At 34.8% G+C, this 12,112-nt stretch carries 12 protein-coding genes; 1 reads left to right on the top strand and 11 read right to left on the bottom strand.

The window, feature by feature from the left end; genetic code table 11:
- Window positions 1-7 precede the first annotated feature (7 nt).
- The 11 genes from DWY01_RS01910 to DWY01_RS01860 all read right to left on the bottom strand — a co-directional run bounded on the left by DWY01_RS01910 (window position 8) and on the right by DWY01_RS01860 (window position 10,936).
- Window positions 8-1,276, bottom strand: coding sequence for a hypothetical protein (locus DWY01_RS01910; protein WP_117992650.1), 1,269 nt, complete (start codon window positions 1,274-1,276; stop codon window positions 8-10).
- Window positions 1,277-1,279: 3 nt separating this feature from the next.
- The gene (locus DWY01_RS01905; protein WP_117992649.1) at window positions 1,280-1,873 is read right to left on the bottom strand and encodes a thiamine diphosphokinase; all 594 of its coding nucleotides are present in this window, start codon (window positions 1,871-1,873) and stop codon (window positions 1,280-1,282) included.
- 1 nt (window position 1,874) lies between these two features.
- Window positions 1,875-2,534: a ribulose-phosphate 3-epimerase gene (gene rpe, locus DWY01_RS01900; RefSeq protein ID WP_117992648.1), complete on the bottom strand. Its 660-nt coding sequence runs from the start codon at window positions 2,532-2,534 to the stop codon at window positions 1,875-1,877.
- Window positions 2,534-3,394 (bottom strand): ribosome small subunit-dependent GTPase A, encoded by an 861-nt coding sequence (rsgA, locus tag DWY01_RS01895; RefSeq protein WP_117992647.1) that lies wholly within the window; start codon window positions 3,392-3,394, stop codon window positions 2,534-2,536. Before rsgA ends, rpe begins: the two co-directional genes overlap by 1 nt.
- Window positions 3,387-5,051 carry a Stk1 family PASTA domain-containing Ser/Thr kinase gene (pknB, locus tag DWY01_RS01890; RefSeq protein ID WP_117992646.1) on the bottom strand — a complete coding sequence of 555 codons (1,665 nt, stop codon included), beginning with the start codon at window positions 5,049-5,051 and terminating at the stop codon, window positions 3,387-3,389. The genes rsgA and pknB overlap by 8 nt, the downstream gene beginning before the upstream one ends.
- Window position 5,052: 1 nt before the next feature.
- Window positions 5,053-5,790: a Stp1/IreP family PP2C-type Ser/Thr phosphatase gene (locus DWY01_RS01885; protein ID WP_117992645.1), complete on the bottom strand. Its 738-nt coding sequence runs from the start codon at window positions 5,788-5,790 to the stop codon at window positions 5,053-5,055.
- Window positions 5,791-5,794: 4 nt separating this feature from the next.
- Entirely contained in the window at window positions 5,795-6,838 is a 1,044-nt protein-coding gene (gene rlmN / locus DWY01_RS01880; protein ID WP_117992644.1) for a 23S rRNA (adenine(2503)-C(2))-methyltransferase RlmN, read from the bottom strand.
- Window positions 6,839-6,869: 31 nt separating this feature from the next.
- On the bottom strand, window positions 6,870-8,063 hold the full coding sequence (gene rsmB / locus DWY01_RS01875) for a 16S rRNA (cytosine(967)-C(5))-methyltransferase RsmB (RefSeq protein ID WP_117992643.1): 1,194 nt from the start codon (window positions 8,061-8,063) through the stop codon (window positions 6,870-6,872).
- A 1-nt stretch (window position 8,064) separates the two neighbouring features.
- On the bottom strand, window positions 8,065-10,158 hold the full coding sequence (gene priA, locus DWY01_RS01870; RefSeq protein WP_117992642.1) for a primosomal protein N': 2,094 nt from the start codon (window positions 10,156-10,158) through the stop codon (window positions 8,065-8,067).
- Between the two features lie 216 nt (window positions 10,159-10,374).
- A complete protein-coding gene (locus tag DWY01_RS01865) occupies window positions 10,375-10,686 on the bottom strand; it encodes a type II toxin-antitoxin system RelE/ParE family toxin (RefSeq protein WP_117992641.1) in 312 nt (103 codons plus the stop codon).
- A complete protein-coding gene (locus DWY01_RS01860; protein ID WP_117992640.1) occupies window positions 10,676-10,936 on the bottom strand; it encodes a type II toxin-antitoxin system Phd/YefM family antitoxin in 261 nt (86 codons plus the stop codon). The genes DWY01_RS01865 and DWY01_RS01860 overlap by 11 nt, the downstream gene beginning before the upstream one ends.
- A 231-nt stretch (window positions 10,937-11,167) precedes the next feature.
- On the opposite strand from DWY01_RS01860, the gene DWY01_RS01855 reads away from it, so the two are divergent.
- Window positions 11,168-12,097 (top strand): phosphatidylinositol-specific phospholipase C, encoded by a 930-nt coding sequence (locus DWY01_RS01855; RefSeq protein ID WP_117992639.1) that lies wholly within the window; start codon window positions 11,168-11,170, stop codon window positions 12,095-12,097.
- Window positions 12,098-12,112: the final 15 nt, after the last annotated feature.

Here is a 12,112-nt window from a genome sequence, read left to right as displayed (position 1 = left end):
TCCATTTCTAAATCGAAATCGTATCCTTTGTATAGATTTGACGGAATACGATTGGACTATTCTTTTTTAAATATTCCTTTTGAAGCCAGTCCAAATAAGTTCCTGGCGAAATAATACCACGCATACTCAATACATCAGCTCCTAAGGTACCAAGCACTAAATCTGTAAAGGAAGCACAATTATCACCTAAAGCCCAATAAATATGGAATTTGCCTCGCTTTACCTTATAAAGCTTAGCTCCCGTACGATAGTGCAGACGACTTGGATAATCCATCTCAAATTCATTGAAACGATCATACCCATCTGCCTTCTCGATTCGGCTATACCAGCGATATCCATTCTCCTTAATTTTTTGAATCTGTTTTTCAATCGCTTCATTTTGGTCCGGTGTTGTATAAATACCATATTCGAATATCGAATTATTTTCGGCCGTAATCATATTCGGAATATATTTCTCTAAAGGAACTGTAAAATAGGTTCCATCCCCTATAGTTTGATTTAACCGAAAGGAATCACTGTCATAATTCCCAAAGCTATAAACTATATTATCAAATGCGAAACAAATGTGACCAACCTTTTGAAAACCCTTAGGACCCACATGCACAATTACCTTTAAACGAACAATTTCATCCTTTTTATAGGTGTTTAAATCTTCTGGCTTTCCATCTTCCAAATATCGGTTGATACTTGTTAAAGCTGCATCTGGCACTAAAGCGCAAAGAAAGGCAGGTAAAGTAATTCTTACCTTGCGCTTCCACTTATATTTCGTTAATGGATTGATACCTTCATATCCATCGCCAAGATAGCGAGATCCTAAAATAATGAAGTAAATTCCAAAAGCTCGCATTAATAGGTCTGTATGAAAGTCTGGATTCAACAATAGATAAAAGCCAAAGAAAATGTAAATAAAGGTAAAAATAGAGTTCAAGAATTTTCCCTTCAAATGATTGATTTTATCAATAACTAGCTGAATGAAGCAGGCCGTTCCACATAAAATACAATATCCCCCAAAATTTACGCGTAAGATCCATTGTGGAAGATAACGAAAGTTCATCAAAAAGAACATAAACGCAAAGGATAATATGGAAAAGAAAAAATCTTTATTCTTTTTTTGTTTCACAAAACGAAACAACAGAACACATCCATTAATCAATAGAAATAAAATTGAAACGCTTAAGATCCACGCAAAGACACGATTCGGAATCCAGACCATAATGGTTCCGGCTATGATTAAAAGTGTTCCAATCACAAAATTCATAGCTACATCATAGAACATAGACTACCTCCAGTTTGACTGCACACACAAAAATTTGCCTTCATCCACCCGAATGATCCCTTTATTAGCTACAAGCGAGTTACTTGTCGTATAAATTTCCTCAATATAAATCCGTCTTTTTTGTAACGGATACAAAAATCCCTCTAAAGAGAGCACACCCTCTTGGATAGGATAAAAAGAGATATGATGATAGCTGTCATCAATTTCATGAATTCCTACATTCATAACTGATATTTTTTGATGATCATCTATTAAGACAAGATTATCGAAACGATACATCGCCAAACGAATATTCGCAATCGTATGATCGATTCTTCCTTGCATACCTCCATATAGATAGATTGTGTCATAATCCTTACAAAGGCGGATTGCCAATTCGGAATCCGTTTCATCCTTCATAATAGGATGTCTTTCAATCGGACACGTAATTCTTTTTAGGTCCTCTTCCTTTAATGAGTCAAAATCACCTACAGCCATTTTAATAGGAAATCCCTGATCAATAATTTTTAAGGCACCTGCATCCACACCGATATAATCACAATCCTGAATTACTGGCACAACATCAACAAGTGGTGTAATTAAAACAGCACAAGTCATCTTACTTCAACATACCTTCTATAGTCTTGGCAATATCATTCTTAAATACGTAGCTACCCGCAACTAAAGTATCGCACCCAGCATCAAGTGCTAATTTATATGTATCCTGATTGATTCCTCCATCAATTTCAATACGATATGAAAGCTTTAATGCTTCACGCTTTTCTTTTAACCACTCTACTTTTTTCAGCATATCTTGCATAAATTTCTGACCACCAAAACCTGGCTCCACACTCATAACTAGTACAAGATCACATGCCTCTAATACTTCTTCAAAAGGTTCAATAGGCGTATTTGGTTTTACAACAATTCCACCCTTTGCACCTAAACGATGAATTTCATCTAACAAGCCTTGAATACGAGTCAAATCATTATCTAAGGCTTCAGTATGAAAGCTAACTAAATCCGCTCCATTTTGAATAAAGATCGGCGCATATTTTTCTGGATTTGTAACCATCAAATGTACATCCATAAAAAGTGGACATGCCTTTTTGAATCCTTTTAAAATATCCGGACCAAAAGTAAGGTTCGGTACAAAATGACCATCCATCACGTCAAAATGTAACCATTTTGCCTTAGACGCCTTTAATTCTTCTAATTGTACACTCACATTGGAATAGTCCAACGATAAAATAGAAGGTGCAATTACGATTTCATTCATTAAAACTTACCTCTCTGTTCCATAATATTTTTATAATCCTCATAAATCGTTTCGTTGATCAAGCCTTGTTTGACTGCTTCCTTAATCTTGCAGTCTGGTTCATTCAAATGCTTACAATCGGAGAAGCGACAAGAATGAATATAAGGTTTAAAATCAAGGATACATTCATCAAGATGACTTGTATCTAATCGTGTAAAATCTAAGCTCGAAAAACCAGGTGTATCCGCAACTAAGCCATCGCAAACTTCATGAAGCTGACAATAGCGCGTTGTATGTTTTCCTCTACCTAAAGCTTTCGAAATGGCTTGTGTCTGTAATTCAAAATCTGGATTTAAACGATTTAATAAAGAACTCTTACCAGCTCCAGATTGACCACAAAGTACAGATACCTTGCCCTTTAAAATTTGTTTAAGCTCTACATCATCACTTCCTGGATTTGAGAACACAACCTCATATCCGGCCTTTTTATATTTTCCTAAATCTGCCAAAATAGCTTGAGAATCCTCTAATAAATCCTGCTTTGTCACACAAATAACTGGCTTTACATGTGCTAAGCTGACTAAAAAAATCAAACGATTCAACAAATGACATGAATAATCTGGATCCTTTAAGCTTGTTACGATTAAAGCCTGATCCACATTCGCAATGGCCGGACGTAGTAAACGATTCGTACGTGGAAGAATCTTGTGGATACGATATGCGTCTTCAATCTTTTCATATTCCACAAAATCACCGACAACAGGAGCCTCTTGTTGACGCATCTTGCCTCTTGGCTTAGCGATGATCTCTTCCGTTTCAATTTGAATCGTATACTGATTCGAAATAATTTTTACAATTCTTCCCTGCTGCATATTAATCATAAAACAATGTAACTACACTGTTTGTTCCTTCCTGTACATATTCGGTTCCTACATCTGGAGAAACACTGACAACCTTGTTTGTCCCTTGTCCTCCGTCAATCTTTGTGACAACAACCGCAATTCCTAAATCATTTAATTCATCCTTCGCACTCAATACGTCTTGCCCAATTAAATCGGACGGAATCACAATCGAAGGATAAGTACTTACTACAAAGTAAATTTTCTCACTGCTATCTGGATCAATTCGCTTTCCAGGCTTTAAACCCTTCTGTTCTAGAATTATACCTGTATCGCGATCCTTTGTACCCTTAAATTCAACATTTATTTCGACATTAGGGGCATTCTGTGACAACTGATACTGAGCATCCGCATAAGAACTATCTGTAAAGTCAGGTACTAAATATGTAGCGCCCTTTGAAATCGTTAATACAATCTTTGAATCATTTAAAATGACTTCTCCCTCTTTATAGTTAGACTTAATGACCTTGCCCTCATCATACTTATCGCTGACCTTATATTCATATTTGACCTTTGAAGTATTAAAATGAGCAGCCTGAAGCGTATCAATAGCTTCTTCCTGTGTTAAATCCTTCACATCTGGCATTGTTTGATAACCTAAAAAGCCATCGATTTTAATCAAGCCTGTAATACTGGCAATCAAGACAAGCACAATAATCGAAATAATTATAGCTGCACTAATCATTAATGCGGCAATCCAATTTCTTGACTTTTTATCTTCTTTATCGGATTCATCCACAAACTCAATATGACCATCCTCACATTTCATTAAATCCTTGCTTGGAGTTACATCCACACGAATACGACTCATGTTTTTGTATTCAGGATCTAAACAATGAATCAAATCATAAAGCATTTCCTTACAAGAAACATAACGATCCTCTAAATTCTTTGCGGTTGCCTTTAAAACAATATTCTCAACCGACTGAGGAATATTCGGATTAAAATCACGCACATATGGTATGGGTTTGCGTAAATGCTTAATCGCAATCTCCGTTGGTGTTTTTCCTGTAAAAGGGACATGCCCCGTTAATAATTCATAGAATACGATTCCTAATGAATAGATATCAACTTGTTCATTGGGTTCCTTTCCCTGTGTTGTTTCAGGCGCTAAATAGTGTGCAGAACCCATAACCGTATTATTATAGGTCAGCTGTACACTTCCATTCGCAACCGCAATCCCAAAATCAGTAATCTTGATTGTTCCATCATCTTTAACTAAAACATTCTGCGGTTTGATATCACGATGAATAATTTTATGCTCATGTGCATGATTGATGGCACTCACCAATTGTTTCATAACACCAATGGCTTCATCTACATCAAGGGCACCGCGTTGCGCAATCAATTCCTTTAAAGTTCTTCCACGAATAAATTCCATGACAATATAGTGCATACCTTCATATTCGCCTACATCATATATGTCGACAACATTAGGATGTGATAAGCGACTTGCAGCACTTGCCTCGCGTTGAAAACGCACAAGTGCCATCGCATCATCACTTAATTTTGCACGTAGAACCTTTATTGCGACAACACGATTTAATATCGTATCTCTTGCCTTATAGACATCCGCCATTCCACCTTGTCCAATCAAAGATAAAATTTCATAGCGGTTCGCTATTTGTTCCATCATCATACTATTCTCCACTATTTTCCATTAAAATCACCGTGCAATTATCATATCCACCTGATTGATTAGCTCTTGCGATCAGTGTTTCTGTTTTTTCCTTTAAAGAAAGCGTATCATCATGAACAATATCCGAAATCACTCTTTTCTCAACATATCCATGTAATCCGTCACTTGAAACCAATAAATATTTATAAGTATTTTCAATTTTATTGATGTCAATACGGAACACATGCCAAACTCCAAGAGCATTATTCAAAGTATTCTTTTTAGGATGTGTTTTTGCTTCTTCAAGTGTGATTTTTCCCTCCTTTAAAAGCTGGGCAACCACACTATGATCCTCACTCATTTGAATCAATTCATTATTATAATCTGCATAGATTCTTGAGTCTCCAACATTAAAAATGAAGGTTCCAATATGGGCAACAATAACACCGACAGCCGTTGTTCCCATGCCTCTTTCATTAGGGTTTTTTAAGCTTTTGGAATAAATAAAATCATTGGCCTGATTTAAATTCTCACGAATCCAGTTATCCACTTGTCGATCTTTTTTAAATTCAGGAGATTTCATAAACGCTTCATACATCGTCATGACAGCCACATGACTAGCCACTTCTCCTGCCTTTGCCCCACCAATTCCGTCACAAACGATCAACATCCATTCATCATTGGCATTATGAGCAATACAATAATCATCTTCATTTAATTTTCTTACAAGACCTACATTTGTATTCCCAAAAACTTTCATCTGCCTAAATTCCTTCCTTTTTAATTTCCTTTATTCTTAACTGACCACACGCTGCATCAATATCGTTTCCATGTTCCTTTCGAATCGTACAACGCACATGATTCTTCATCAACAAATCATAGAAAACCATGGCTTCGTCATGGCTCACGGATTTAAAGCCTTTTTCATCGACGGCATTATATGGAATTAAATTCACATAGGCATTCATTCCATGTAAAAGCTTCGATAATTGTTTGGCATGCTCCGGATGGTCATTTACACCATTTAATAAAATATATTCAAAAGTCAAACGACGATTGTTTTCCTGACCATAATATTTTACAGCCTCCATTAATTCCTTTAATGGATAAGCATGGTTGACTGGCATTAATTTATCACGCAGCTCGTCATTTGGTGCATGTAAAGAAATTGCCAAATTATATTGTGTATGTTCATTCGCAAAATCATAAATTCTAGGAACAATACCACATGTTGAAATCGTGATATGTCTAGAACCAATACCTAAGCCACGATCATGGTTTACAGTCGCCAAGAAATTCATAACATTGTCATAGTTATCAAATGGCTCTCCAGTCCCCATAACAACGATATGTGAAAGTCGCAAATTATCCTTATCCAATTCCTTTTGAACATACATAACCTGAGCGACCATTTCACCACTTGTTAAGTCTCTTTTTTTCTTCGTCAAACCACTCGCACAAAAAGCGCATCCCATGTTACAGCCGACCTGGCTAGATACACATACACTTCTACCATAATCAAAAACCATCATAACACTTTCAAGTAGTGCACCATCACTTGTTTTAAACAAGAATTTTGTAGTTCCATCATGTGAAACTTGTTTTTTTATTAATTCTAAAGGATTCACAATAAAATCTTTCTTTAAGATTTCTCTTGTTTCCTTTGATACATTCGTCATTTCATCAATATCAAATACACGGTTACGATATAACCATTGAAAAATTTGATGTCCTCGATACGATTTCCATCCGTGATCCAATGCATATTCACACATTTGATCATAATTTAAATTGTATAAACTTTCCAAAATAGCACCTCAATTTCTATCTTTCATTATATCATTTACGTACCAGTTTTGCCATATAGAAGCCATCCTGCTTAGAATCGCTGAAAATGTTTACTTCATCAACCAAACGGAACATATCATGTTCCTTTAAAAATCTCTGAATCTGTTTTTCATTCTCTTTTTTATTCATCGTGCAAGTGGAATATACAATAAATCCACCCTCCTTAACATACTGACATACATTATTTAATATGGCATACTGCAAAGGAATCAATGTATCCATATCCTCTGGCAACATACGCAATTTTATATCCGGCTTTCTTGATAACACCCCATAACCAGAGCATGGCACATCACATAAAATACGATCATACAAAACTGAGCTTTTAAATTTAGTCGCATCCTGAACACCTGCATGGACAATATCGATACCTAATCTCTTGGCATCACTTTCAATTAAATCCTTACGATGTGCATGTAAATCAAATGAATCAATATGCCCCTTATTGTACATCATTTCAGCCATGGCCATTGTTTTTGTTCCTGGCGCCGCACAACAATCTAAAATTTTTTCATTTTCCTTTGGATCTACGAACTTGGCAATCGCAAAACTCCCCTCATCTTGTGCACTCATATATCCCTTTTGATAGTATGGATGATGAAAGTAATCATTCTGTGTATAGATATAAAGAGGGTCCTTAACGCAAATAAACTCAGAAGAGGAAAAATCCTCAACCTCTGTCTTTAACACGTTTCTTCTGACATATAAAGGTAAAATATTTACACTTGCCTTAGCCATAATTAAGGCTTGTTCTTGTCCATATTGACTCACCCACATTTTATAAAGCCAATCTGGCAAGGAATATTTTAAAGCTACATCCTTTGTTTCAATGTGTTTTACTTTGTGTAAAACCGCATTGGTCAATCCTGCATATTTCACATTTATTCTTTTGGCAATATTTACCGCATCATTCACAATCGCATAGCTTGGCACTTTATCTAAAAACAACAATTGATATGTGCTCATTGTTAGTAAAACATCCATTTTGTCATTTACTTTATTCTCTACAAATTTAGACCAGCATGCTCTGCAATAACGATAATTTTGAATGGTTCCATAAAAAATTCTTGTTGCTAAGGCACGATCCCTTTCGCTTACTTCATGTAAATGATTTCTTAAATATAAATTGGAGTATACCTCTTTATTGACTACCTCATCTAAAGCTTTCCATAACCACTTTCGCATTTTATTCCTCCATCATCACAGGATGCATATTCACATCCACAATTTGTTTTGTTGTATCTAAATAATTCTTAACGAGTGTATGCAACAATTTATCATCCTTTGACTTTAAAATCAAACGCACACGACGCTTCTTTTGTTGCATACGAATTTCAATTGGACCTAAGACTCGAATTGATTGAAAATAAGCCTTCGCCTCATTGGCTTGTTTGTAGGCTTCGTTAATATCGAAATGAGTAAATACCAATGTACATAAATATACATAAGGTGGATACATACCCAAATGGCGATATTTCATTTCTTGATTAAAAAACAATTTATAATCATGCAGCTTCACACATTGCATCACAAAATGATCCGGATCAAAGGTTTGAATGAGAACCTCACCCTTTAATGTACCTCTTCCACTTCTTCCACTTGCCTGCTCTAACATTTCATACGCTGTTTCACTGGCACGATAGTCATTTCGACAAAGCGTGGCATCCGCATTTAAAATACCGACTAAGGTCACTCTTTCAAAGTCTAAGCCCTTGGCCACCATCTGCGTACCAATCAAAAGATCTCCTGATTCTTCAAATTCCTTTAATAACTTTTCATGTGCATTCTTTCTTCGTGTGCTATCGGCATCCATACGAACGACATGATAATCCTTAAATATCTCTAGAATTTGTTCTTCTAATCTTTCTGTTCCCATACCTGCCTTAAAATAATTTTTTGAATGACAGCTTGGACATTCTTCATGAAATGGAAATTGTCTTCCGCAGCAATGACAAACCAGCGCATTTTGGTTTTTATGATACGTTAAGGCAATGCCACAATCCGGACAAATACGTACATGTCCACAGTCGCTGCATCTAACAACTGGCAAGTAGCCTCTTCGATTTAAAAGTAAGATAACCTGTTCTTTTCTAGAAAGACGCTCATAAATCGCTTGCAGCAATGTTTGTGACAAACCATTTGTGACTCTTTCCTTTTTCATATCCACCAATTGAATTTCTGGCATTTCATGAATACGATGCTTTAATTCAATTAACTCATATACATTCTTATAGGCACGTGCATATGATTCCAAGGATGGTGTAGCACTAGCTAGAACAACCTTACATTTATGGTAAGCAGCACGAAATAAAACAATATCGCGCGTATGATATCTTGGTGTATTATCTTGTTTATAGCTTGAATCGTGTTCTTCGTCCATTAAAATCAAGCCTAAGGAAGAAAAAGGCATGAAGCAGGCACTGCGAGTTCCTACCACAATATCTACTTTATTTTCTTTTACTAAATTATATTGTTCTAGTTTTTCCTGCGCATTCAACCCCGAATGATAGATTGCGATTTTCTGTTGGAAGCGCGCCTGCACCCTTTGAATCATCATGGGTGTCAATCCGATTTCTGGCACTAAAAATAAAACTTGTTTTCCACAAGCCAGTACATTTTCAGCTAGACGCAAAAAGACTTCTGTTTTACCAGACCCAGTTACTCCATGAAGTAAGGAAACCGTTTTATCTGTACTTTGTATGGTTTCAATCGCATGTTCTTGTTCAAAGGTAAGTTCATGTTGAACGTCCAAAATAGAAGATACGTGCGTATTGGAATCCTTAATTCTTTTTTCAATCACAATATAACCTTTATCCAATAAAGCTTTCGCAATCGATGAACTGACTTTTCTTATCTCACTCATTTTACATGGATAAGTAAAGCTAGTAAGCACTTCTTTTTGTCTTGATGTTAATGGCAAATTGGATTCCTTTAACACAGCATACTCTTCATAGATAACTTTAGAATGATTACTAGAAGGACGAAGTGCAGGTGGCAGCATCGTTTTATAACAGGTCACCTTAGAGCTCGCATAAAAATCAGCCATATAGTCTGCCAATAATTTTAATTCACAATTCAATAATGGCTTTTCATCTATGACTTCAATAATAGGTTTAATATTTTTAAAATCGCTTTCTACATCCACTTCCTCTACAAATCCGATAAGCGTTCGATTGTTGAATTCAACGCGAACTCGACATCCCACTTCAACATGACTATCACAGGAATATGTAAAGGTATTGCGTAAACGATTATATTCTACATATACATTAATCAGCATGTATCTATTATAACATTAATACAGTTTTGACATTTATATTTATTTTAGTATATTTATATCTAATTAAAGGAATATTAAACATTATTGCTGTTATTCTCATCTGTTTCAACAACCAAGTGTTGAATATTTGTACATCCTTATTATTCTTTATCAATGGTATTCTAATCATTCGAAAGGCCATTAAAAACTAGTAAAAGCACCAAATAAACGGTGCTGTTATACTTTTATCCAATAATTTTCTAATTGATGAAATATTCCTAACACAAAAACAGTATCTTCTCTTATATCAAATACAAAGATATATTTCGTCTTTGGAATTATCGCAATACGATACCCTTTCATAGAAAGATATCTATCTCTTATTAACGGAAACTGGTATGGATTGTCAATTAAACGATCATTAATACATCCTATGTGATTCAATAATCGTTTAGCAGTATCTTCACACTTATATTTATTTATTAATTGATAAATGAGATCATCCAATAATTCCTCTGCTCGTTTGGTAATAATCAAATTATAGGCCATACTTCTTTCTCATTTCTTGAATGGCTAGTTTTGCATCTTTCGTCTCTCCAATATCAATTTGGTATTCAGAAATCGCAATATCTTGGTACATTTCAAGTTTTTTCAGAGTTGATTCATAATTTTCAATACTCATGATTACCATATCTCCATATCCGTTTTTTGTTACATAAATAGGTTCATCAGTTTTGTGACATAAATCTGATATTTCAGAAGTATTTTTTAATTCTTTAATCGGTATTATTTGTGGCATATTATTATCTCCTTTTTATACCTATATTATACCACAATTATCCTACTATTCAGGAATTGAAACACAGGATAAATAACTTTTGTATCTAAAATTTTCAATAGTGCTTTTTTTCTTGTTCACAATTATAAGATTGCAAAAGATTTATTAATGAACATACAAACTGAAATTAAATCTTTGTAAAATACGTTACACTATTCTTAGGCATACACATACTTAAAGGAAAATAATAATATGAAAACAATTCAAAGAACACTTGGGATTTTTATAATCCTCTTTTCCATGCTTATTTCACCGATTCAGGCAAATGAAAACTCATCATCAAACTGGATGGAAAGAATCCGTGATGAAACAAAGCTGAGTGCATTATCGATTCCAGGTACACATGATTCAGCCACACAATATGTAAGTTTAAATTCAATCTTTCAATGTCAAGACACAGCCATCAAAACACAATTAGAAAATGGCTATCGCTATTTAGATATCCGCCTTGTGATTGATGGTCAAGATTTGATTTTAAAACACAACTTTGCGAAGTGTAAGAACAATAATTCATTTTTTTCTAAACCATTATCCTTAGATGATGTCTTAAAGGACATTTATACATTTCTTGACAAACACCCTTCTGAAGCAGTCATCTTTTGTGTAAAGAAAGAAAACAGTAAAGATAATTTAGATGTTTTGAAACAACTTCTAACCAATAAAATTCACTCCAATTCATCTTACTGGTATTTAGAAAATCGCATTCCTACGCTTGGTGAAGTTCGAAATAAAATCATATTAGCCACTCGATTTGAAAGTGAAGAAGGTCTTTATTTTAACTGGGAAGAACAAGGAGATCGTACAATATTAAAAGTTCCTGTCACAAAATCAAGTATCAACAATAATGAAGCGCTCTATATACAGGATCGTTTTAATTATGATATAGAAGATAAAATAGATGCGATTGAATATGGTTTGGAAAACGCAAAGGCAGATGATTCTACATTCTATTTAAATTTCACTTCTACTAGTGGCAAAGGCAAGATTGGTCATCCAAAGAAATGCGCAATGAAAACAAACGAATATCTTATGAATTATAAGTGGATAAAGAAAAATTATGGAATCATCATTGTTGATTTTGCCGACAAAGAATTAGCACATAAAATTTATTCAACAAATTAAAAAGAAGAAACACTT

The sequence above is a fragment of the Eubacterium sp. AF22-8LB genome (assembly GCF_003458715.1).
GTDB lineage: Bacteria > Bacillota_I > Bacilli_A > Erysipelotrichales > Erysipelotrichaceae > Holdemanella.
Note: the sequence above shows the minus strand (reverse complement) of the source record. Positions and strands in the feature narration are given on the sequence as shown.